At 44.3% G+C, this 22,011-nt stretch carries 22 protein-coding genes; 11 read left to right on the top strand and 11 right to left on the bottom strand.

Features of this window, described 5'->3' with window-relative positions; translation table 11 throughout:
- Positions 1 to 140: 140 nt before the first annotated feature.
- From ACQKMP_RS04495 to ACQKMP_RS04465, 7 genes are read left to right on the top strand one after another with little or no spacing between them, the layout of a single operon-like run.
- Positions 141 to 1,529 (top strand): CapA family protein, encoded by a 1,389-nt coding sequence (locus tag ACQKMP_RS04495; protein WP_427468887.1) that lies wholly within the window; start codon positions 141 to 143, stop codon positions 1,527 to 1,529.
- A gap of 21 nt (positions 1,530 to 1,550) precedes the next feature.
- Positions 1,551 to 2,282 carry a glycerophosphodiester phosphodiesterase gene (locus ACQKMP_RS04490; protein WP_427469210.1) on the top strand — a complete coding sequence of 244 codons (732 nt, stop codon included), beginning with the start codon at positions 1,551 to 1,553 and terminating at the stop codon, positions 2,280 to 2,282.
- Between the two features lie 36 nt (positions 2,283 to 2,318).
- On the top strand, positions 2,319 to 2,942 hold the full coding sequence (locus ACQKMP_RS04485) for a fumarylacetoacetate hydrolase family protein (protein ID WP_042186808.1): 624 nt from the start codon (positions 2,319 to 2,321) through the stop codon (positions 2,940 to 2,942).
- Between the two features lie 23 nt (positions 2,943 to 2,965).
- Positions 2,966 to 3,769, top strand: a complete 804-nt coding sequence (locus ACQKMP_RS04480) for a DUF92 domain-containing protein (RefSeq protein ID WP_339246883.1) — start codon at positions 2,966 to 2,968, stop codon at positions 3,767 to 3,769.
- 11 nt (positions 3,770 to 3,780) lie between these two features.
- Positions 3,781 to 4,383, top strand: a complete 603-nt coding sequence (locus ACQKMP_RS04475; RefSeq protein ID WP_042186811.1) for a TetR/AcrR family transcriptional regulator — start codon at positions 3,781 to 3,783, stop codon at positions 4,381 to 4,383.
- 54 nt (positions 4,384 to 4,437) lie between these two features.
- The gene (locus tag ACQKMP_RS04470; RefSeq protein WP_042186813.1) at positions 4,438 to 6,375 is read left to right on the top strand and encodes an ABC-F family ATP-binding cassette domain-containing protein; all 1,938 of its coding nucleotides are present in this window, start codon (positions 4,438 to 4,440) and stop codon (positions 6,373 to 6,375) included.
- Positions 6,376 to 6,387: 12 nt separating this feature from the next.
- Positions 6,388 to 6,900: a tetratricopeptide repeat protein gene (locus ACQKMP_RS04465; RefSeq protein WP_042186815.1), complete on the top strand. Its 513-nt coding sequence runs from the start codon at positions 6,388 to 6,390 to the stop codon at positions 6,898 to 6,900.
- A gap of 54 nt (positions 6,901 to 6,954) precedes the next feature.
- Here the strand turns inward: ACQKMP_RS04465 and ACQKMP_RS04460 are convergent, their stop codons facing one another.
- The 6 genes from ACQKMP_RS04460 to ACQKMP_RS04435 all read right to left on the bottom strand — a co-directional run bounded on the left by ACQKMP_RS04460 (position 6,955) and on the right by ACQKMP_RS04435 (position 11,632).
- Positions 6,955 to 7,785: a hypothetical protein gene (locus tag ACQKMP_RS04460; protein WP_379422169.1), complete on the bottom strand. Its 831-nt coding sequence runs from the start codon at positions 7,783 to 7,785 to the stop codon at positions 6,955 to 6,957.
- Positions 7,769 to 8,809, bottom strand: coding sequence for a M42 family metallopeptidase (locus ACQKMP_RS04455; protein ID WP_042193612.1), 1,041 nt, complete (start codon positions 8,807 to 8,809; stop codon positions 7,769 to 7,771). The genes ACQKMP_RS04460 and ACQKMP_RS04455 overlap by 17 nt, the downstream gene beginning before the upstream one ends.
- Before the next feature lie 2 nt (positions 8,810 to 8,811).
- Positions 8,812 to 9,123: a LapA family protein gene (locus ACQKMP_RS04450; RefSeq protein WP_042186819.1), complete on the bottom strand. Its 312-nt coding sequence runs from the start codon at positions 9,121 to 9,123 to the stop codon at positions 8,812 to 8,814.
- A gap of 87 nt (positions 9,124 to 9,210) precedes the next feature.
- A complete protein-coding gene (gene pepF, locus ACQKMP_RS04445) occupies positions 9,211 to 11,001 on the bottom strand; it encodes an oligoendopeptidase F (protein ID WP_042186822.1) in 1,791 nt (596 codons plus the stop codon).
- Positions 11,002 to 11,221: 220 nt separating this feature from the next.
- Positions 11,222 to 11,392, bottom strand: coding sequence for a hypothetical protein (locus tag ACQKMP_RS04440; protein ID WP_167348490.1), 171 nt, complete (start codon positions 11,390 to 11,392; stop codon positions 11,222 to 11,224).
- Positions 11,393 to 11,398: 6 nt separating this feature from the next.
- A complete protein-coding gene (locus tag ACQKMP_RS04435) occupies positions 11,399 to 11,632 on the bottom strand; it encodes a hypothetical protein (protein ID WP_036689271.1) in 234 nt (77 codons plus the stop codon).
- Between the two features lie 174 nt (positions 11,633 to 11,806).
- On the opposite strand from ACQKMP_RS04435, the gene ACQKMP_RS04430 reads away from it, so the two are divergent.
- Complete coding sequence (locus ACQKMP_RS04430) at positions 11,807 to 12,004, top strand: cold shock domain-containing protein (RefSeq protein ID WP_042126303.1); 198 nt, start codon at positions 11,807 to 11,809, stop codon at positions 12,002 to 12,004.
- 212 nt (positions 12,005 to 12,216) lie between these two features.
- Here ACQKMP_RS04430 and ACQKMP_RS04425 read toward each other — a convergent pair whose 3' ends face one another.
- The gene (locus ACQKMP_RS04425; protein ID WP_427468886.1) at positions 12,217 to 13,464 is read right to left on the bottom strand and encodes an MFS transporter; all 1,248 of its coding nucleotides are present in this window, start codon (positions 13,462 to 13,464) and stop codon (positions 12,217 to 12,219) included.
- Between the two features lie 201 nt (positions 13,465 to 13,665).
- Between ACQKMP_RS04425 and ACQKMP_RS04420 the strand changes: the two genes are divergently transcribed.
- Both ACQKMP_RS04420 and pfkA read left to right on the top strand, forming a co-directional pair.
- On the top strand, positions 13,666 to 14,748 hold the full coding sequence (locus ACQKMP_RS04420; protein WP_042193615.1) for a tetraprenyl-beta-curcumene synthase family protein: 1,083 nt from the start codon (positions 13,666 to 13,668) through the stop codon (positions 14,746 to 14,748).
- A 66-nt stretch (positions 14,749 to 14,814) separates the two neighbouring features.
- Positions 14,815 to 15,786, top strand: a complete 972-nt coding sequence (gene pfkA, locus ACQKMP_RS04415) for a 6-phosphofructokinase (RefSeq protein ID WP_042126307.1) — start codon at positions 14,815 to 14,817, stop codon at positions 15,784 to 15,786.
- Positions 15,787 to 15,851: 65 nt separating this feature from the next.
- Here the strand turns inward: pfkA and ACQKMP_RS04410 are convergent, their stop codons facing one another.
- The 4 genes from ACQKMP_RS04410 to ACQKMP_RS04395 all read right to left on the bottom strand — a co-directional run bounded on the left by ACQKMP_RS04410 (position 15,852) and on the right by ACQKMP_RS04395 (position 20,010).
- Positions 15,852 to 17,225: an MATE family efflux transporter gene (locus ACQKMP_RS04410; protein WP_042186826.1), complete on the bottom strand. Its 1,374-nt coding sequence runs from the start codon at positions 17,223 to 17,225 to the stop codon at positions 15,852 to 15,854.
- A 143-nt stretch (positions 17,226 to 17,368) separates the two neighbouring features.
- Complete coding sequence (locus ACQKMP_RS04405) at positions 17,369 to 18,577, bottom strand: putative glycoside hydrolase (RefSeq protein ID WP_076283173.1); 1,209 nt, start codon at positions 18,575 to 18,577, stop codon at positions 17,369 to 17,371.
- A 230-nt stretch (positions 18,578 to 18,807) separates the two neighbouring features.
- A complete protein-coding gene (locus ACQKMP_RS04400) occupies positions 18,808 to 18,996 on the bottom strand; it encodes a hypothetical protein (RefSeq protein ID WP_036689649.1) in 189 nt (62 codons plus the stop codon).
- A 192-nt stretch (positions 18,997 to 19,188) separates the two neighbouring features.
- Positions 19,189 to 20,010 (bottom strand): YitT family protein, encoded by an 822-nt coding sequence (locus ACQKMP_RS04395; protein WP_379422162.1) that lies wholly within the window; start codon positions 20,008 to 20,010, stop codon positions 19,189 to 19,191.
- Positions 20,011 to 20,342: 332 nt separating this feature from the next.
- Here ACQKMP_RS04395 and ACQKMP_RS04390 point away from each other — a divergent pair, with 332 nt between their 5' ends.
- Positions 20,343 to 21,989, top strand: a complete 1,647-nt coding sequence (locus tag ACQKMP_RS04390) for a DEAD/DEAH box helicase (protein WP_042186833.1) — start codon at positions 20,343 to 20,345, stop codon at positions 21,987 to 21,989.
- The last annotated feature ends 22 nt before the right edge of the window (positions 21,990 to 22,011 follow it).

The raw sequence follows: 22,011 nt of genomic DNA, 5'->3' as shown, positions 1-22,011 counted from the left end.
GAAGCGAAGATTTTTTTTGCTTCACCGTTTTTGTTTAAATATTAGATTATACTATTTTACTGGACTCTCGTATTTGGAGGGACAGGTGCTAGGTATGCTATAATAGAACCAATTTGAGAGTAGAGGAGATCATAGAAACAATGTATCCGCCGCGATCGCGTTCTAGACAGAAGAACAAACATAAGAGCAAACGTAAGCGCAGAACGGCCTGGATGTGGGTCAATGCAGGTCTACTTCTGATGATTATTGTGGCGCTCAGCTATAGTTTTATGGATGACAGATTCAAGGGAAGTTCTGAGCCACCTCCAGTGGCGCAAATGACGGCTTCGCCTACGCCTGATAGTACTGCTCAGGAGACAGCACCTATAGTGACTGCAACGCCTGAAGCCACGGAGTCTCCCATCCCTTCTCCAACGGTAACTCCGGAAGCTTCACCTACACCAGAGCCAAAGAAAGAAGAAAATGTTGAAACACAGGCGCCTGTACCAACTGAGACCCCTTCGCCAGAGGAAGGTAGCTCCCAAGTCGCAGATGGTGGTTCTGTGTCTGGACTTCCGTCAGATGACCAGGCTTCTGGCAATACAGTGACCTTGAATTTTGGTGGAGATGTTATTTTTTCGGGGAAAGCCGGGGAATTGCTCGAAAAGAAAGGTTACGACTATTCGTATGCCGCGCTCGATGGAATGTTCAAGAAGGATGATCTTACGATTGTGAATCTGGAGACTCCTGTGACCACGGGTGGGGTTGGCGCCGCTAATAAGCAATACGTATTCAAAGGCTCGCCCAAAGCACTAGATGCTCTTAAAGCAGCCGGAGTGGATGCAGTAAATATGGCGAACAATCACACGCTTGATCAAGGGGAGGAAGGCCTGCGAGACACGCTGAGTCATCTCTCGGAAAGAGGCATTCCTTATGTTGGTGCTGGACTCAATAGTAAAGAAGCATTCTCAGCGCAATATTTTGAGCGTAAAGGGATTAAGATCGCCTTGCTGGGGTTCACACGGGTGATTCCTGCATCTGATTGGATGGCGGGAAAAAATAAACCCGGGCTTGCTTCAGTATATGATAGTAGAGAAGGACTTAAAGCGATTGCTGCAGCTAAACAAAAAGCTGATTTGGTTGTCGTAGTTGTCCATTGGGGTAAAGAACGGGTAGAGCAGTTCGATAATACTCAGCAGACCCTTGGACGTAGCTTTGTCGATGCGGGAGCTGATCTTGTCATTGGTGGTCACCCACATGTATTGCAAGGTGTGGAGCCGTACAAAGGCAAGTGGATCGCCTACAGCACTGGTAATTTTATTTTTACGAGATCAACGGTACCTGCCACTTGGGAAACTGCTGTATTTCAGGCGGAATGTAGTAAAAAAGGTCAATGTTCATTACAGCTGAAGCCTATGACTGCTGAGCTAGCTCAGCCCGTGCCCATGAATCAGGTGAACGGACAGCTTTTGCTGAAAAAAATAGAGTCTTTATCTGCTGGTCGAGTTAAGATCAACAGTGACGGCAAAGTGACTCAAGTTAGAAAATAGGGTTCCTGGGAGGTCCTTATGATGAACAATTTATGTGTTGCCCATCGGGGATTTTCCGGTAAAGCTCCGGAGAATACATTAGCAGCGATCCGGATGGCCATTGCCATGCCTTTTGTACACTGGATGGAATTGGATGTCCAGCTCTCCAAGGACGGTGTTCCTGTTGTCATTCATGACTTTACACTGGACCGTACAACCAATGGTCATGGTAAGGTGAGGAATATGGATTGGGAACATATCCGGCGTCTCGATGCGGGTAGCTGGAAAGGGCGTTCTTTTCGGGGAGAGCGGGTGCCTTCCTTGGAAGAAGTGCTCTCTTTAGCCTCCGGTAGACTTCGTCTCAATATTGAACTGAAAACAGTGGGCAATATGTATCCTGGCATCGAACAGAAGGTGACGGATCTTATTTCCTCTAAAGGCATGCGGGACGACGTGATTTTGACCTCTTTTGACACAGATGTGTTGAAAAAAATCAAGGAAATAGACCCCCGCTTTCGTACAGGCTTAATTTTTGATTCAAGGTTTGGTAATCCTGCTCGAAGGCTGCATGAACTGGAGTGTTCTCTTTTGTCGATTAGCTTTTCGCGTTTAAATCCTAGATTGGCTAAGGTTTTGGCGGAGCAAGGTGTGAAGATTATGGCTTGGACAGTGAACAAAGGAAAAGAGATGCGTCGCTTAGCAGATATGCATTCTGATATAATGATTTGTACAAACCGTCCGGATATCTGGGGCGATACATTTCTAAAAGTATAAATAATCCAATTCGATGGGAAAGAGAGCTGATTGTCTGTGTGCGCTGCTGTTAATAATTTGTATTGTGTTGGACGGAACTACAAGCTACATGCGGAGGAATTAGGAAATAATGTCCCCGTAGAGCCACTCATTTTTTTGAAGCCCTCACATGCGGCGGTTTCCCTCGATAAAGCAGTCATTCAGCTTCCAAAGGATTCAGGTCAGGTTCATTATGAAGGAGAACTTGTGCTACGGATCGCGCGTGATTATGTACCGGGTATGAGCGTGGAGGATCTGGTGGATGTTATGGCTCTGGGACTGGATTTCACACTGCGTGATGTGCATAATGATCTGCAGAAGAAAGGTCTGCCTTGGACTCCAGCTAAAGGCTTTAAGAACGCTGCTCCACTCACACCTTACATTGCGTTTCCTGACAAGGAAGAGCTGGAAGGAACGGATTTCACGGTTTTAAAAAATGGTGTTGAAGTTCAGCGAGGTAATGTTAAAAATATGATTTTTTCGCTCCAAAAAATTGTCGATTTTATCGCTGCGCGTTACGGGCTGGGTAAAGACGATGTGATTTTCACAGGAACACCAGAAGGTGTAGGCTCTACCGTATCAGGAGATTCGTTTGAATTGTACTGGGGTGACAAGCTGATGGGGACTTGCCTGATCGGCTAAAAACATCTGTTGGAGATGAATCTATGTTATGGATTATCGGCGCCCTTGGCGCTTTGTTAGTTGCGGGGGCGGCTTATAGGAAACAATCCTTAAGCCTTTCCGGCATGCTTGCCGCGGTAGCCATGGGGACCATTTATTTTGGTGCTGGAAATGCCTTTTGGTTTGGAATATTGTTGGTTTTTTTCATCTCTTCAAGCCTGTTGTCTAAGCTTCATCATGATAATAAGGCAGAGCTTGAGCTGACTTATGCCAAGACAGGTCGCCGAGATGCTGGGCAGGTCTTTGCTAATGGTGGGCTTGGGATGGTTTTCGTTCTATTGAATGCGATTGTTCCGATGGAACATTGGGAATTTTTATTTATCGGCGTTATGGCAACGGTAACCTCTGATACATGGGCTACGGAGATTGGTACACTCAGCAAGAAGCCGCCTCGGTCTGTCCTGACAGGTAAAATACTTCCGGCCGGTGCCTCGGGTGGCGTATCCAGTCTGGGTACGCTGGCCGCCGCCGCAGGAGGTGCACTTATCGGTGCATCTTCATGGCTGCTACGGATGATATCCGGCATGCCAGATCAATCCTTCTTGTTGCTTACATTGGCTGGACTCACTGGAGGACTTGCGGGTGCGTTCACAGATTCTATCCTAGGGGCAACCGTTCAGCAGATGAATCGTTGCACTGTATGCGGACGCGAAGTGGAAAGTACACATCACTGCGGTAAAAAGGTTGAATACGCACGTGGCTGGAAGTGGATGACTAATGATGCAGTCAATGCTATTAGCTCTATCGTCGGAGGGGCTATTGCCTTATTGTGTGGGATGATGTTTTAAAGGAGGAACCGATGAGCAGCACGTCCAATCATAAACATACTGCCATTCTGGATGCCGCATACGAGCTCTTCGGTTCAGGTGGATTTTACGAAACGAAGATGTCGGAAATTGCGGTTCAGGCCGGAATTGCTAAGGGCACCGTTTATTTATACTTCAAGAGTAAAGAAGAATTGTTCATGGCGGTAACGCGCCGGGACTGTGAGGGATTCCTTCAGCAATTACAGGAAAAGCTGAAGGCTAGTGATACTTTGGCAGGTAAACTGTCAATTATCGCCAAACATCATCTTTACTATTATTATGAGCGTAAGCGACACACGAAGCTCTTTTTCCGCGCACCGAACAATAACCCAGAGCTTGTGGCGTATATGACGCTTTTTATGGAAGAATATATGCAGGCAGTGGTGAAGGTATTGCTGGAGGGCGGTGTGTCTGAGCCTGAGCTTATGGCGCAGTCCTACATAGGGATGTTGGATCGACTGAAGATGGATATTTTGTTCGATCCATCTTTTAAGGAAGAAGATGCGCATAAACGCGCTGGTTTCGCTGCGGGTCTTTTTATTAAAGGGGCTATGGATTACTTGAATTTAGGTCAGGATGATAGACCGGTGGAATAGCAGCTTCATGCTGCGACCGGTTTTATGAAAATATAAGGCAAGCGAGGAAATAGCATGAATATTATGACCGTGGAACATCTTTCCAAAAGTTATGGAGAGAAAGTACTTTTTAGTGATGCTTCATTTGGTATGGACGATCGGGATAAAATTGGTTTGATCGGTGTGAATGGAACGGGTAAATCTACGTTTTTACGTATTATTGCCGGTCTGGATACCCCGGATGATGGGCAAATTGCGATCGGAAATAATGTTCGAGTGCAGTACTTGGCACAGAACCCTCCTTATGAGCCGACAAATACAGTACTGCAACAGGTCTTCGCCGGAGATGATCCAGATCTTGCTACCATGCGTGAGTATATGGAGATCATGTCTCGCCTTGAAAAAGAGCCAGGTAATGCAGAACTGGAAGGCAAACTGGTGCGGATTGGGCAGGCTATCGATGCAGCAGGTACTTGGCATTTGGAGAGTGAAGCTAAGAGCGTACTTACTAAGCTGGGTATAGTGAAATTCGATGCGCTGATGGATACGCTGTCTGGTGGTCAACGGAAACGTGTAGCACTTGCGGCTGCCCTGATTACGCCATCTGAGCTTCTTATTCTGGATGAGCCTACGAACCATATTGATACGGACTCCGTGGCTTGGCTAGAGCAATATTTACAGAAACGGCGTGGCGCCCTCTTAATGGTAACGCATGATCGTTACTTCCTGGAGCGTGTCGCAAGTGTCATGCTAGAGCTGGACGGAGGACAGTTATACCGTTATGAGGCCAACTATTCCCGTTTTCTAGAGCTAAAAGCCGACCGTGAAGAGCGTGAAGCCTCTGCGGAGCAAAAGCGTAAGAACCTGCTTCGTACGGAGCTTGCTTGGATTCGTCGTGGAGCTAAAGCTCGATCAACGAAACAAAAGGCAAGAATCGACCGTTTTGAGAAGCTGAAAGAAAGTACAGGAAGCAGTTCGAACGGTTCGCTGGATATTTCGGTGGCATCCACACGTTTGGGTCGCAAAATCATTGAAATCAATGAACTGTCAAAATCGCTGGATGGTCGTCAGTTGATTAAAGATCTGACCTATATTGCTGTACCACAAGATCGCGTAGGTATTGTAGGTCCAAATGGTAGCGGTAAATCAACACTTCTGAATCTGATTGCAGGTAAGCTGCAGCCGGATAAGGGAGAGGTTCAGCTTGGTGCGACGGTTAAGTTGGGTTACTTTACACAAGAACATCAGGATATGGATGACAGCATGCGAGCTATTGAATATGTGAAGGAAGAAGCGGAAGTCATACGTACAGCTGATGGTAGCGTCATTACCGCAGGCCAAATGCTCGAACGCTTCTTGTTCCCTCCTGCGATGCAATGGACGCCGATTTCCAAACTGTCTGGTGGCGAAAAAAGACGCCTTTATCTGCTTCGTGTATTGATGGGAGCACCAAACGTGTTGCTGTTGGATGAGCCTACGAACGACTTGGATATTGGCACGTTGGCTGTTTTAGAAGACTATCTGGATGAATTCCCGGGCGTCGTCTTTACCGTATCCCATGACCGTTATTTCCTGGATCGGACTATAGACAAGCTGATTGCCTTTGAAAATGGAGAAATTCGGCTTCATGTTGGCGATTATACGGAATATGAAGAATGGCTGGCCAAAAATGTTCCTTCACGCAATGCAGAATCGAACAAAGATGACGGGAATGCAAAGCGTAAAGAGACTACAGAAACAGTCAGTAACACAGCGGCATCATCAGCTTCCAAGACCAAACTCAAATTCAGTTTTAAGGAACAGCGTGAATATGAAGGAATTGACGAGCAGATCGAGCTTGCAGAACAGCGCTTGACGGATATTAGTGCGGAGATGGAAGCAGCGTTTGCTGACTCCGGGAGACTGCAGGAGCTAGTGGAAGAGCAGAGGCTTGCCGAAGTAGAACTGGAGCGTCTAATGGAGCGCTGGACCTATCTGAATGAGCTTGCAGAGAAAATCGCTGGTAAAGCATAAAACGGATTGTCCATGTGTGACAATAAGGGAGGGCTCAGTTTGGAGAATCAACTTGTGGAAGCTGTAGCCCTGCGAAACGAAGGTAAAGCTGAAGAAGCCAGAATGATGCTGTTAGAGCTGTATGAGCAGAATGGTAATGATGCAGAACTTCTGTATCAATTAGCGTGGACGCATGATGTGCTCGGTCTGGAACGCGAGGCAATACCCTATTATGAGAAAAGCTTAACACTAGGCTTATCTTCGGAGCAGAAAGTCGGCGCTCTATTGGGACTGGGCAGCACCTACCGAACACTCGGAGAATATGAGAATTCCAAAGCAATATTGGAGCAGGCCATTCACGAGTACCCAGAGAATAAGGAATTTCCGGTGTTCCTTGCAATGACCTTGCACAATCTCGGAGATCATAGTCTGGCTATGGGGATGTTGCTTAAATTGCTGGCTGAAACCTCTGCGGATGAAGGAATAAGAAGCTATAGTAAGGCCATTTCATATTACTCAGATAAGCTGGAGCAAGTCTGGGATTGAATAAAATCACAAAAAGAAGCGATCTCTAATAGTAGAGTATCGCTTCTTTTTGCTTTATTTCGTTCCGTCCACCGCGATCATTTGCACCACGGCACGAGAGTCGCCAGGTAAGATGATTTCATCAGCATTCATCTGTGAGGAGCCATCACCATCTAGAAAAATACCTTCGAGACCTTCAGCAGGCACGCTCTGTAGGATGGCTGAACGGAACTCTGCCGCCGTCGAGAGTGTTGGCGTAACAATCAGCCACAGCTTGCCATTATCGTCATACAGCATGCCTGAGCGCATTCGTTTCTCATCCGAATAAGGAAGATGTTCTTTCGCTATCACATCTTCCCAGAGATCCTCATCCTGCAGATTCATACTAATGCCGCCTTGCGCAAAATAATGCTGGCGATCCGTAACGTTCAATTCTTCTCCCGATGAGACGACCTGTACGGAAAAGCTACGACTGGCACCATCCCAGACCAGGGTTCCGCGCGCATATTTAGCGTTAAACCAGCCGGAGCCGTACGCCTTTTTAACACCGTTAGTGGGGATATCATTCATGATAGCAATGGATAGAAGTGCATCTCCATAGAAGAAGCCTCCATTAATCCCATAAGCAATCACTTGCTGAAGGGGTGCACCAGCGGCTCTGAGTTTAATATCTTCGGGTGAAAGTGACATCATATAGAGTTGAACATTTTCTGGACTCACGGTCTCTAAATAAGTGTAAGCGTGTGGAAGACCATCAAAGGGATTTTCCTTGTGGCTTCTGGAAAACAGGAACATCGAGATTGCTGATACTGCTATCATGAGCAGCAGAAGTGAGACTATCAGCCATTGTCTACGTCTCCAGAGCTGCTTTAACTTGCCAGTACTTGCCTCAGTTAGTGCCCACATAAGCAGCGAGAAGCTTAGCAGTGTTTACTACAGCTTGCTTATGTGTACGTTCCATGGAGTGGGAGGCGTGTACGCCTGGGCCGATCAGTGCGGCACGAATATTATTGCCGCCTCGAAGGGCAGCGGAAGCATCGGAGCCGTACATTGGATAGATATCAACGGCATAAGGAATAGCAAGTGCTTCTGCCAGCTCAATCAAACGGCCAGTCATAACATAATCATAAGGGCCTGAAGAATCTTTTGCACAGATGGACACATCGGTTTCTTTACAGCTAAGATCGTCGCCCATGGCGCCCATATCGACTGCGATCATTTCATTAATCTCGCCAGGAATCCAAGCTGTGCCATGTCCCACTTCCTCATAGTTGGAGATGAGGAAAGAAAGGTTGTGGAGCGGTTTCCAGCCTTCGCGCTTCATGCTTTCCAGCAGGCCAAGAAGGGCAGCAACGCTCGCTTTGTCATCCAGATGGCGGGATTTAATATACCCGCTAGGTGTAATCACCGCACGTGCATCGAAGGAAATGAAATCACCAACGGAGATGCCTAGCTTAAGTACATCTTCTTTGTTAGATACTAGCTCATCAATCCGTACTTCCATGTTCTCCTCTGAACGTTTGAAATCACGAGCATCTGGATATACGTGAACGGATGGATGGCTGGTTAAGATGGTTCCAGTATAGGTTCTGCCGCTGCGGGTATGGATCACACAGTATTCATTCTCGATGCTGTGCATAGTGAAGCCACCAACAGAGGTCAGTCGCAGTGTACCATCAGATTTAATAGAGCGAACCATGCCTCCAAGTGTATCCACGTGAGCGCTGATGCCGATAGTACGGGAAGGATCTAGGCCTGGGACGGTTAGAATTACGCCGCCTTTTTCATTCCAGCTTAGCGGTACATTTAATGCTGCCGCTTCTTCGGCAACAAGGTTCATTACTTGTGCTGTGAAGCCGCTGGGGCTCGGTGTATCCAGCAATTTTTTTAGGATTGAGAGTATGTAATCTTCGTTTGGTTGAATAGTAATCATTAGTTAAGTCCTCCTGTCAGGCCATCATTGTCTGTGTTAAAAGAATCTAAAGAAGTGTCGGCATCACGAAGTTTGGTTAGCTCAGCATTTAAGCTTTTAATTTGTTTTTGTAGTTTGTACTGGCGAAAAATACCGTAAGAACCCACGATGATTCCACCAATTAACGCGCAGCCCAGAATAACTAGGATCAGCGGTATATTAACTACATCAAAACCGAAATTGACTTGAACGGGATCCACGTTGATGACTGCAAATATGGCTGTTAGCAGCGCAAAGATTAGACCTGCAATTAAAGACCATTGAATTCTCATTGAATTCTTCCTCCTCAGGGGATATAACAGAATAAAATCCCTTGCCCAAATAGGGCAAGGGATTAATGCAATACTAAGCTCTCTGCCTTATTTGGTCAACTGTTCCATTTGAGCGATAACATCTTCGAAGACACTCATCGCTTCGCGAATCGGCTCAGGAGAAGACATATCAACACCAGCTTTAGACAGAATATTAATGGAGTAGTCACTGCCGCCACTCTTCAGGAAGCCGAGGTAACGATCCACCGCAGGTTTGCCTTCTTCAAGAATTTGTTTGGCAAAGCTAGTCGCTGCTGAGAAGCCGGTTGCGTATTTATAAACATAGAAGCTGTTATAGAAATGCGGAATCCGCGCCCATTCCATCTCGATATCCTGATCTACAACCATTTCTTTACCATAGTATTTAACATTCAGGTCATAGTAGATGCTCGAAAGATCTTGTGGAGTAAGCGATTCACCTTCTTCAACACGCTGATGAATGATTTTCTCGAACTCAGCGAACATCGTCTGCCGGAAAATTGTTGTCCGGAACTGATCAGCATAGTAGGTGAGCAAATACATTTTTTCTTTAGGATCTGTAGACTTTTTGAGTAAATAATCCATTAGCAGCGCCTCGTTAGTAGTAGAAGCAACCTCTGCTAGGAAAATCGTATATTGCGCATCCCGATAATTCAGAGCGTTATCCGAAAAATACGAGTGTAATGCATGGCCCATCTCATGTGCCAGTGTAAACATACTGTTTAAATTATCATTATGGTTCAGCAGTACGAAAGGATGCGTACCGTATGGCCCCCAGCTGTAAGCCCCGGACCGTTTATTCTCGTTCTCATACACATCGATCCATCCGTTGTCGTAGCCTTTTTGCAGCACATTCAGATAATCTTCACCGAGCGGTTTGAGACCCTCTTTAGTGATTTTCTTGGCTTCTTCATAGGTGATATCTAATTTATATTCATCAACAAGCGGTGCAAACAGATCATACATATGTAACTCATCGACACCCAGCAGCTTCTGACGCAGTTTCATATAACGGTGCATCAATGGAAGGCTTTCGTGAATCGTATCAATCAAGTTGGTGTAAACCTCTTTAGGAATGTTATCACCATAGAGTGACATTTCCATTACAGAAGGATATTTGCGAATTCGTGAGTAGAACACATTTTTATTCACATTGGCGCTAAGCGTTGCTGCGATAGTGTTCTTCTGCTTCCGGTAGGTATCATAGACTGCCTTAAAAGCATTTCGGCGAACCTCACGGTCGTTACTTTCGAGAAACTTGATATAGTTGCCATGAGTCAGTTCAACTTCTTTGCCATCCTCATCTTTGATCTTAGGGAATTTCAGATCCGCATTGTTCAGCATACTGAAAATATTCTGAGGTGCTTGAGCTAAATTTCCGACCTGAGCTAGCAGTGCTTCTTCAGCCTTAGAAAGCACATGGGCTTTTTCACGTTTCATTTCAGTTAAGGTGAATTTATAAGCGGATAGGTTCGGATCAGCGATGAATTGGTCGAGCTTCTCAACTGGCAACGCCAGAATTTCTGGGGTTACAAAAGATAAGGCTTCACCTGCTTCAATACCAAGCTTTTTCGCTTTGGAGGACAAAGCCTGAGAGTCAGGATTAGCTGTGTCTTCATCTTGACGCATATGTGCATACACGAAGAGTCGTTCAGTTAGGATGGACAGCTTGTCATCCATTTCAAAACATTTTTTTAGAGCATCCGCGGAATCTAGTGTACCCTGAAAATCCGCAGCTTTTTTGATTAAGGATTTAGCTTCAGCAAATTCTGCATCCCAATCCTTCTGAGAAGCAAACACATCTTCAAGCTTCCAACGATTCTCAGCAGGTACTTCGCTTCTTTTCAATAATTTTTCCATAGAAACCCTCCTAGAATGATGAGATGTAGTAGGCATAATCTCCCTCGGCAATACTGTAGATGATAAATCACCCGGTAGCAAGCTGAGCACAAGTAGAAGAGGGATGGACTTGGGTGAAATAGGCATAACATCCTCCTCTTGAAAGTAGAGTCGGCTTATTATGCCCTATTAAGTCCTGATTATTAATATTTAGTCTTCTTTAAATATATGAAAGTATAAGTTATGCCAATAAGCTATAAATAACAAAGATGAAGGCGAACAGAATCATAATGACTGCAGTTAAGGCCATGCCCCGCTTAAACTGCGGCGGGACACGATCCTTGGTCATAATTAGAACTGCGCCTAGACATAAGACTAGGACAACATAAATCGCGATATTTTCTGTGTTCATATTCTGTTATACCTGTTTGAAGGCTGCGATGATATTTTTATACTCTTCTTCATTATCTTTATAAGATTCTTTGTTGAATCGGTTGTTCACCCACTGCATCATAGCTGGACGACTAAGGAAAGTATGTGTTTCTTCTCCCCATTGATCGGAGATTTCGCGAAGTACAATATAACGTCCTTGAACTTCTACCGTCATCATATTCCATTTGTCTGTTTTGTATATTTCATGTTTTTTGATCATTATCATTACCACCCTGGCGATTTTTGGCTTTTGGCTCAATGATAACGCACTGGTCAAGGGAAAAGCAAATTAAATCACATATTTAAAGATCCAGATAGATTGATTTGAGTAAAAGATTGCAGTATAATATAGTTATACGCCATATATGGCGGTTATTTTTAGGAGGTTGTTCAATTGAAAGGTACAGTAAAATGGTTTAACGCAGAAAAAGGTTATGGTTTTCTTCAAGTAGAAGGCGGCGAAGATGTATTCGTACACTTCTCAGCAATTCAAGGTGAAGGATTCAAAACTTTGGACGAAGGTCAAGAAGTAGAATTCGATATCACTGATGGTAATCGTGGACCGCAAGCTGAAAACGTAGTAAAATTATAAGAAACGGCAAAGACAGTTAAGCTGTCTGCTATAAATATATAATTTACTTGGCAAGCCCTTGCAAGAGTGGTTACCAACTATAGAACACAGTTCTTTCGGGAACTGTGTTTTTTTACGTCTAATAGACATCAATTTAGATGAAAGGTCTTTGCATTCCCAAGCGAAGGGATAGCTAAGACCTTTTAATATTTTTGAGTATCAGAAGTGTTCTATTATAGGGAAGCTTTTTTGTTCTTATTCTTGAAATAGCGCATTGAATCTCGATGGGTATCCAATAAATGCTGTCCTAAAAAGCCTACAAAAGCAAGAAGGCTGAAGCCAACCGCTACCATATAGAAGGTGAAGCGTCCTGCTTCCTGATAGATCATTCCACCAAATGTACCACTTAGAAGTCCAGCTGCACTTGACCAAACAACTGTGTAGATTGCAAGACCGGTTGCTCGGAGACGATCAGGAATAATCCGAGTGATATAGCGGACACATGTTACAAAAAAGACGCCAAATGTCAGGCTATGCAAGGCTTGAATCGCGATTATAGAGCCTGGGTGATCGGCGAGCGCCATTAGTAGAAAGCGAAGGGCATACATGAGACTGGCTAAAATTAATAAGGGCAGTTCTTTAAATTTGTCGCCGTATTTGCCGAGTATAAATAATACAGGGATTTCACTTAGTGCTGAGGCAAGTAATGCCCAGCCGATCACTTCCTCACCAGCGCCCAGGTTCTTTAAACTGATGGTGAGAAAAGCTTCGTTCATTCTATGTCCCAGTGCGAGTACAAAGACACATCCGAAGAACCACAGCACTTCTTTTCGCAAAAGGATATCTTTAAGCCCATGCTCTTTCTTGCCTGGTTTGGTAGTAACAGCCTTCTGATTGGGGAGCTCTGGAACAGTTTTTTTGACATCCTTTAGGCCAATTGTAATTAGAAGTGCGATTATAATGATAATAATACATAAGGTAAGACTCCAAGTAGCACCTAAAGCTCTAAGCGCATACCCGACGGTTAAAGCAAAGAAAGAATAGCCTAATGAGCCAAATACACGAATTGTAATGAAGTTTCGTCCGTGTCGCTCCGCAATTTTGATGGCCATTGTATCAGCAAGCGGAAAAACTGGGTAATAGAAGAAGTAGAAAAAGGACAAAATAAGCATAACGGAAGAAAATTCGGTCGCTCTGGCTAATAGAAGTCCGGTAACTAATTGCCCCGCGAGTAAAATAAACATGATTTTTCGAATGGTACCTAGCTTATCGCTCATCATACTCCAGAAGAGATTGGATAGGATGGAGATGAGGGGACCGAGAGAATACAAGTAGCCCACCTGAGAACTGCTAAACCCTAAAAGTGTGTAGAATAAAGGAAAGTAGGATACTACAAGAACGCTAGTGCCATAAATCGTAAAAAGAAAGGAACGAAGCCAATTCTGATCGCTGTAAGGGCTTCCGGTCCGTTTTGAAAACATGAAAGTGCACTCCTCTGAGATTGAAATATGGCTAGTATAGCATAAAGCAATGAAGGGTTATGTGTTTTATTCTTGAATTGCGTTATTTCTGAATCTTTCATAATTTTACGAAAGTGATTTTGTTGTTTGTACAAATACGTCTGATCATATTATAATAAGTGGTGATTTGGATAAGGAGACAACAATGTGGAGGCACTATCATTGAGTGAATTAGAGCAAGGCCGTTACCTTAGCCCGCGTGGCCCTATTGGGCTTATGAACAGGGTCTATAAGTACGTGCTGCCAGAAGTGAGAGAAAGTCTGGACTTCTGGCGCCAAGATGCGAATGGGATTCCCGATCCCGAGCTCCGGAAGCAAGCACTTGCCAGCATTGAAACAAAGGAGTTTCACTGCATAGGTGGAGGTATTTATGCCGCCGGCAATTTATCGATGAGACATATACTTATTCCGCTTATTGTTGCTTATCAAACTATCAGTGATTATCTAGATAACTTATGTGATCGCAGTACTTCGCTTGATCCTGCAGATTTCAGGCTGCTGCATCAATCTATGCTGGATGCCATTGATCCAAACGCTGAACCTGTCAATTATTATGCGCTTCGCGATGAACAGAATGACGGCGGGTACTTGTATAGGCTAGTTCGAAAATGCCAGGAGATGATCTCTTTGCTGCCAGGTTATTCCGCTGCTGCAGCGGAGATTCGTGATTTGGCTGTGCTGTATACAGATTTGCAGGTATATAAGCATATCCGCCCGGAACTCAGGGAAACAGCCCTGAAGGAATGGTGGGAGCAGCAGGGTAGCCGTGCTCCGCATCTGCATTGGAACGAGTTTGCAGCTGCAACGGGCTCTACTTTAGGCGTATTCATGCTTTTTCTATCTGCATGTGATCCGAAGCTAAGTAAGTCTTCTTCGGAATCGATTCGAGCTGCATATTTTCCACATGTTTGTGGATTGCACATTATGCTGGATTATTTGATTGATCAGGAAGAGGACCGAGCAGGCGGCGATCTTAATTTCTGCAATTATTATGACGACACGGATACCATGTTAAGTCGGATCGCTTCCATGGTTGAGTGGGCCCGTAAGGATGTACGTGAACTTCCGGAATCATCTATGCATCGTATGGTGATTGAGGGATTGCTGGCACTTTATTTATCTGATCCGAAAGTTAGCGAACAGCGGGAAGTTCGCACTGTGTCTAAAAGCCTGATGAGAGGAAGTCCGCTTACAAGGCTGTTCTTCTTCGCTAATAGCCGCTGGATACGCAATCGTTTTTTGTAACAAGGCTGCGAAGCTTCATCTATACAACGGATGGGGCATTGCACAACTTTAAGGAGGAACAACAGAATGTCAAAAATCAAAAAAATTGCAGTACTGACTAGTGGTGGAGATTCACAAGGTATGAACGCCGCTGTTCGTGCGGTTGTAAGAAGCGCACTTTATTATGGCATTGAAGTTTTTGGAGTTCAACGTGGATATCAAGGTCTTCTGAATCGCGATATCTTCCCTATGGATCTTCGCAGTGTTGGTGACATTATTCAACGTGGGGGAACCATTCTGCAATCTGCAAGATGTCTGGAGTTCACAAAACCAGAAGGTCAGCAAAAGGGTGCAGATATTCTTAATGAAATGGGCATCGATGGCCTAGTAGTTATAGGTGGAGATGGTTCTTATAAAGGTGCTAATAAACTAAGTAAACTCGGTATCAAGACGATGGCATTACCGGGAACTATTGATAATGATATTTCCTACACGGATTACACCATTGGGTTTGATACAGCAGTTGGTGTCGTTGTAGATGCTATTAACAAGCTGCGTGACACGATGTCCTCCCATGAGCGTTCTTCCATTGTAGAAGTTATGGGACGTCATTGTGGAGATATCGCACTACATGCAGGTCTGGCTTCTGGAGCAGAAACAATTCTCGTGCCAGAAATGCCATATGACTTGAATGAAGTTGCGGATCGTATGCGCGACAACTTTGTCAGAGGTAAACGTCACAGTATCGTCATCGTTGCAGAAGGTGTGGGTAAAGGCGAAGATGTGGCCCAAGCGTTGAAAGATCGTCATGCTTCTCTGGATGCACGGGTTACTGTACTTGGACATATTCAGCGGGGAGGAACACCAACACCTGGAGACCGGAACCTTGCTAGCCGTCTTGGTGACTTTGCCGTTCGTAAACTAATTGAAGGTGAGTCTGATAAAGGTTGCGGTATCATCAAGGGAGAACTAACTCTTACAGATATCGATCTTGTAGTGAATACGAAGAAAGACTTTGACGTGGAGTTGTACGAGCTTGCATCCCGTCTTTCTCAATAATTAACATACAAAAAAGGAACAGCTGCGAATTTCGCACTGTTCCTTTTTTTGTATTCTTTTGATCATTAGTGATGTGCTTGAGCGTCTGCATATTGTGTGGCATAACGGCGTTGAACTTTAACAAGCCGAGTCAAGAGCAATGTAGCCCCAATCGCAAGACCGGTGATCAAGCCGATCCAATAACCATAAGCTCCTAGATCCGTATAAGTAGCAAGTACATAGCCTGTAGGAAGCCCTATAATCCAATAAGCTATAAAGCAAATAATGAAGGCTGGATTAACATCCTTATAGCCACGAAGTGCTCCTTGTGTAGGTGTTGCAATCGCATCGGAAATCTGGAAAAAGATCGCATAGATTAAGAAATGCTGAATTAATGATATGACATCAGGTTCATCAGTGTATAAACCAGCTACATGATGGCCGGCAAATAAGAGCAGGAGTGCAGTTGCCAGGGAGAGGATAGCCGCAAGTCCAATTCCCATAATGGCATATTGACGGGCATCCTTTTGCCTGCCAGATCCAGTCTCGAAGCCGACGAGAATGGTAAGGCTCATACAGATACTGAGCGGAATCATATATAACGTAGTTGCAAAATTAATGGCTGCTTGATGAGCTGCAATCGTTACAGTATCGAACCGACTCATCAACAAGGTTACAGCGGAGAACACTGCGGTTTCAAAAAAAATCGAGAAGCCAATAGGTACACCGATCTTCAGTAGATCTTTGAAGCTTTTTAGCGATATAAAGTAGAACTTTCGGAAGATTCTAAGGCTTGCAAAGGGTTCTACTCGATAAATGAACAGCAGGGCAACCGAAAAAATTACCCAGTAGGTGATAGCTGATGCCACTCCAGCTCCAACACCACCAAGTCGAGGAAACCCGAATTTTCCGAAGATTAGTAAGTAGTTCAAACCAACATTCACGGGTAGGGCTATGAGTGTGATCAACATGGACACTCGTGTTTGTCCCAGAGCGTCTATACAACTACGGAGAACTGTATATCCAAACAGCGGGATAATTCCGAAGGAGATCGCACTTAGGAAACGAAATGCAACATCTCTTACAGTCGGCTCCAGATTCATAAAATTAAGGATAGGTGACAAGGCGAAGCTCCCGATTAGTAAGACAATTACAGAGACGATCAGTGATAACCAGATTCCCTGTGTGACTTGATAGGCTACTTCCTTTTCTTTTTTGCTTCCGATGAGCTGAGAGACGATGGGGGTAATCCCCATAAGGATTCCACTTAAGCCCGTTTGAATTGGGATCCAGAGACTGGTTCCTATCGCCACACCTGCCAGATCGGCTGTACTAAACTTACCTGACATGTTTGTATCAAAGAAGGTTATCGCTGACAAAGCAATCTGTGTAACCAGAATTGGAAATAAAATATGAAAGAATTGTATTGCTTTTTGTTTTAAAGAGGTGGTTTGTATCATCGTTCTTTGCCTCATTCTTTGTTGGTTTTTATTGATTACAGTAAAAGTTCCCTTTTTCTCCATTAAAAGACCCGGCAAATGCCGGGTCTTTATCTTTATATATCATACCTGATTTCAATTATACATAATAAGGGCTATATACATCATTTCTCATAATCGACATCGGAGGTATATCGGTTATTGGCGTTCCAGAGCAGAAACTCCTCTACATTTTCATCTTTTAAAGCGCGGATTTGATCCTCCACCTGTTTTTTACCGTATTTAATATAATGACCTTTTCCGAGCCAGCTTGCTGTAAAATCTTGAATCCAAGGACGAATAACAGGTTTGTAGCTGCCTAGAGGATCAAGCTTCTTATGGGTATCAACCATGGAGCCTTTAATGGTAGCATACGGATCTAAGTCAGGCTCTTTCACTCCAAACCATCCCGTTGAATAATGACTCGGATAAATCATCGGGCTGATGACATCCACATTCTTGGATATTTTAACGAAGTCTTGTCCTATGCCCTCAGCAGGAGCAGATGCGGCATATCCAAAAATATCTACGGATACACGAACACCAAGTGGAGCAAGCTCTGCTTTTGCGTATTTTACAAAATTAGAAATGATATCTACGCGAGAATCGCTAGTTTTGGTGTATTTAAGTGTGTCTGCACGTTTTTCGAATCCTTCAGGAAAGCGCACATAGTCGAATTGAATTTCTTTAAAGCCGAGTTTGACAGCTTCTTTGGCGATATCGACATTGTACTTCCAGACATCTTCATTATAAGGATTAACAAAGCTATCGCCGCCTTTATTCTTCCATACTGTGCCGTCTGCATTAACAAAGGATAATTGCGGATTCTTTTTGGCAAGTATAGAGTCCTTAAAGACAACAATTCGAGCGATAGGATATACATCATGTTTATTCAATCTTTCCATCAGTTTGTTGATGTCGCCAATAAATGGCTGCGGATTACCGAGTTTCTGAAGTTCAGGATTATCGGTTTTATACGTGATGTAACCTGCATCATCCTTAATGTCGATGACCATAGAATTTAGTTCCGTCTGATCAAGTAAAGAAAGAAGCTTTTCCATTCGTTCTCCACCGGCACTGTATGCGGTAACATAGATGCCTTTTACTTTTGGCGCATCCGGCTGAGGATCTGCGTGTAGCATGCTTTGTGAGTCATTTGCTTCTGCTGTAGCATTTGGAGCTGGAGTTGAACCATTTGAATTATTATTTTGCGTAGCGATGATGGGGGGATTCATGGCGGACTTCAATGCAATTGCCACTTCAGCGTCATGTTGATTCTGTTGCACGCCTACACTTCCCAAGGCCATCATCAGTAGAGCCCAGGTGATGTTCATTCGTATTCTCTCCCTTTATGTACATTTCCTAAATTATATAGGAACGGTTGCTTCTAAAAAGAACAGTGTTGTAATAATGTTGGCTCAGATCGGGTCTGAAAATCCATCCTTGATGTATATAACCGGGACACACAGATTCTAAACGTATTGTTAAAAAGTAAATGCCGCCTCAACACGGCAACATGGCCGAACTTAAGGCGGCAACTATCAAGACTTCTCTTGCGGCTTACTCATTGAAGATACGCAGAATTCTGATGTTCACAGATACTGTAATGGATGATATCCATGGCATCTGCAGGTTCCAGAATACTAAGCCCGTCACGCAGAACGATTACGGAATTTAATTCGTCCTGTTTGAGAAACGGCATCATATCAGGATACCACCTCATGACGATTGCTGACAGCTTTACCGTTTCCATTTCCACAAAAATCACCCTTTCCTTTTTCGATAGGTCTGAATGGAATTCAGTAATCATCGGAAAACGAAGTGCTTGGAAAAAAGAGGGGTAAATCTCAATCTTTATGAAATTGTTAGGGTTCTGCGTGATTATAATATATCACAATTCTGTGATTGGTGCATTTTCCAAATTAATACTTTTCATTGCCAGTTTTTATCTTTTTCGGAAGGAACCCATAACACCAACTGTCTCGACAATATTTACAAATGCTTGAGGATCTGTCGTGCGGATAATACGTTGCAGTTCAGCAAGTTCGTAGCGGGTTGTTACTGTCATTAGCATGTCCTTTTCAACATGAGAATAAGCGCCTTCTGTTTTAATCTTTGTGACACCGCGTTGAAGCCCCATTAGATGCTGAAGGAGCTCATCTGTACGATTTGTTACTATATATACGGTTACCTTTAAATGGCTGATGTGAATCATGTCCAGTACCTTACCAGTTACATATATAGATACCATTGATGCAAGAGCCAAGTTCCAGTTTTTATCAAAATATGCCGCGGCAAGAATAACGAGTCCGTTTAAGCTAACCACCACGTTTCCAACTGGGAAATCGCGGAATTTAGTGATGATGGATCCCAGGATATCAAAACCTCCGGATGAACCACCTGCACGGAAGCTGAAGCCACAGCCAATACCAACCAGCACGCCACCAAATACAGAAGAAAGCAGCATATCAGTAGCTACCAAATATTCGGGAATGATCGTCAAGAACCAGGTTGTTGCCACAACGGATAACATGCTTAGCATAATAAATCTCCGGCCTAGCTGGAACCAACCAGCTACAAGCAATGGAATATTAAAGAGTAAGTACAAGAGGCTTATGTTTAGTGGTGTAAAGTAACCCACTAACATCGAAAGTCCGGATATTCCTCCGCTGAGTAAGCGATGAGGGATTAGAAAAAGATTAAATCCACTGGCGATCAACGCTGCCCCAAAAATAACTGCAATACAATTCCAAATCTGTCTTAACAAGCAAATCCACCTCTATAAATAAATTTAAAAATAAACCATGTATGCAATGAAAAGAAAGGAACCCACTGGTATTCCTACTTAGAGTTGTGATATAATGTACAGGATATTCTTGAGTAGGACGTTACAATGGTATTTTTGCATTGCATCGGATGTAAAGCTACAGTTGCTCAGGTACAATGAAGTACCTGATGAAAGGGAGGCTTTTCGTCCCAAAAGCGCTATATCATGCAGAAAAAAGAGCATGATTGGACAGCATATAAATGTGTTTACCGCTACTTAAGAATACAGACAAGCATGTGGAATGTCCACTGTATAGAAGGAGCATGAATAATTTGAAAACATTCGCAGAATTTGGCTTGGAGCCAAAAGTGCTACAAGCAATCACAGAGTTAGGATTTGAGGAGGCAACACCGATACAGGAGCAGTCAATTCCATTGGCATTGACTGGGTCGGATCTGATCGGTCAAGCACAGACTGGTACAGGTAAGACTGCTGCTTTTGGTATCCCCCTCATTTCGAAGATTAATCGCGAAGACGAAAAAATTCTGGCACTTATCATGGCACCAACACGTGAGTTGGCCATTCAAGTATCAGAAGAAATCGGTAAGCTAAGCCGTTTTAAAGGTCTTCGTTCGTTGGCAATTTATGGCGGACAAGATATTGGTCGCCAAATCCGTGGTCTTAAGAAGAAACCACAAATTATTATTGGTACACCTGGACGTTTGCTTGACCATATCAACCGTAAAACCATTCGTTTGGATGATGTTCAAACTGTTGTATTGGATGAAGCAGATGAAATGCTGGATATGGGCTTTATGGAAGATATTCAGACAATCCTCAAGCTCGTTCCTGAAGAACGTCAAACTATGTTGTTCTCGGCTACAATGCCTCCAAACATTCAACGTCTTGCACAGCAATTCCTGAACAACCCGCAACACGTCTCCGTTATTCCGAAACAAATCAGTGCTCCGCTGATTGATCAAGCATATGTTGAAGTACCTGAACGTCAAAAGTTCGAAGCGCTTAGTCGTTTGATTGATATGGAATCACCTGAGCTTGCAATCGTGTTCGGACGCACAAAGCGCCGGGTTGATGAGCTTGCAGAAGCTTTGCAAAAACGTGGATACTCAGCTGATGGATTACATGGTGACCTGTCTCAGAACCAACGTGATGCTGTAATGCGTAAATTCCGTGATGGCAGCATTGATGTGCTGGTAGCTACTGACGTAGCGGCTCGTGGTTTGGACGTATCTGGCGTTACTCATGTAATTAACTTTGACTTGCCGCAAGATCCAGAAAGCTATGTACACCGTATCGGTCGTACTGGTCGCGCTGGTAAAGAGGGTACAGCTTGGTCTTTCGTTACTCCACGCGAAATGGATCACCTGCATTTGATCGAACGCGTTACTCGTCACCGTATTACTCGTAAACCATTGCCAACTATGGCTGAGGCTATTGAAGGTAAACAACGCGTAACAGCAGAGCGCTTGCTTGAAATGGTTGAGAACGGTGAATTGAATGAGTACAAAGGTATTTCTATTCAATTGCTTGAGCAATATGATTCCGTACAATTGCTGTCAGCTGCAATGAAGCTTCTGACTGGTGATAAGAAGGATTCTGCAATTGAATTGACTCCTGAAGATCCAATCCGTGCTAAACGTCGTGGTGGTAAGAACGACATTCGCAGTGGCCGCAAACCTAATGGTGGTTATGGTGGCAACCGTGGTACTTCCGGTGGCAGCACTGGTGGATACCGTGGAAACCGTGACAACAACGGTGGCGGAAGTCGTGGTGGCTACAGCAGCGGTGGCAGTAACTATGGTAGTGGCAGTGGCGGTTATGGCGGTGGCTATAAAGGCAACCGTGATGGCGCAGCTGGCCGTGATGGTGGAGCGAACCGCAGTGCGGACCGCAAACCATCTACTCGCCCAAGCAGCACAAGCACGCGTCCAGCAAAACGCGAAGATTTCGATAATTAATACTTGATCAGAACCCGCGGGT

This window comes from Paenibacillus sp. NPDC101420, from assembly GCF_050277435.1.
In the GTDB taxonomy this organism is placed as follows: domain Bacteria; phylum Bacillota; class Bacilli; order Paenibacillales; family Paenibacillaceae; genus Paenibacillus_AQ.
The sequence above is the reverse complement of the archived record's forward strand: the minus strand, read 5'-3'. Positions and strand labels throughout refer to the sequence as shown.

Excerpts from the sequence above, each read along its gene's own strand:
- ACQKMP_RS04405 (WP_076283173.1), bottom strand. The coding sequence starts at position 18,577 with ATGAACATCACCTGGGCTCTACTGATGATGGCCTTGGGAAGTGTAGGC.
- ACQKMP_RS04450 (WP_042186819.1), bottom strand. The coding sequence starts at position 9,123 with ATGAGAATTCAATGGTCTTTAATTGCAGGTCTAATCTTTGCGCTGCTA.
- ACQKMP_RS04410 (WP_042186826.1), bottom strand. The coding sequence starts at position 17,225 with ATGATACAAACCACCTCTTTAAAACAAAAAGCAATACAATTCTTTCAT.
- ACQKMP_RS04495 (WP_427468887.1), top strand. The coding sequence starts at position 141 with ATGTATCCGCCGCGATCGCGTTCTAGACAGAAGAACAAACATAAGAGC.
- ACQKMP_RS04440 (WP_167348490.1), bottom strand. The coding sequence starts at position 11,392 with ATGAACACAGAAAATATCGCGATTTATGTTGTCCTAGTCTTATGTCTA.
- ACQKMP_RS04400 (WP_036689649.1), bottom strand. The coding sequence starts at position 18,996 with ATGGAAACGGTAAAGCTGTCAGCAATCGTCATGAGGTGGTATCCTGAT.
- ACQKMP_RS04475 (WP_042186811.1), top strand. The coding sequence starts at position 3,781 with ATGAGCAGCACGTCCAATCATAAACATACTGCCATTCTGGATGCCGCA.
- ACQKMP_RS04470 (WP_042186813.1), top strand. The coding sequence starts at position 4,438 with ATGAATATTATGACCGTGGAACATCTTTCCAAAAGTTATGGAGAGAAA.
- ACQKMP_RS04490 (WP_427469210.1), top strand. The coding sequence starts at position 1,551 with ATGAACAATTTATGTGTTGCCCATCGGGGATTTTCCGGTAAAGCTCCG.
- ACQKMP_RS04480 (WP_339246883.1), top strand. The coding sequence starts at position 2,966 with ATGTTATGGATTATCGGCGCCCTTGGCGCTTTGTTAGTTGCGGGGGCG.
- pfkA (WP_042126307.1), top strand. The coding sequence starts at position 14,815 with ATGTCAAAAATCAAAAAAATTGCAGTACTGACTAGTGGTGGAGATTCA.
- pepF (WP_042186822.1), bottom strand. The coding sequence starts at position 11,001 with ATGGAAAAATTATTGAAAAGAAGCGAAGTACCTGCTGAGAATCGTTGG.
- ACQKMP_RS04465 (WP_042186815.1), top strand. The coding sequence starts at position 6,388 with ATGTGTGACAATAAGGGAGGGCTCAGTTTGGAGAATCAACTTGTGGAA.
- ACQKMP_RS04435 (WP_036689271.1), bottom strand. The coding sequence starts at position 11,632 with ATGATCAAAAAACATGAAATATACAAAACAGACAAATGGAATATGATG.
- ACQKMP_RS04460 (WP_379422169.1), bottom strand. The coding sequence starts at position 7,785 with ATGTGGGCACTAACTGAGGCAAGTACTGGCAAGTTAAAGCAGCTCTGG.
- ACQKMP_RS04425 (WP_427468886.1), bottom strand. The coding sequence starts at position 13,464 with ATGTTTTCAAAACGGACCGGAAGCCCTTACAGCGATCAGAATTGGCTT.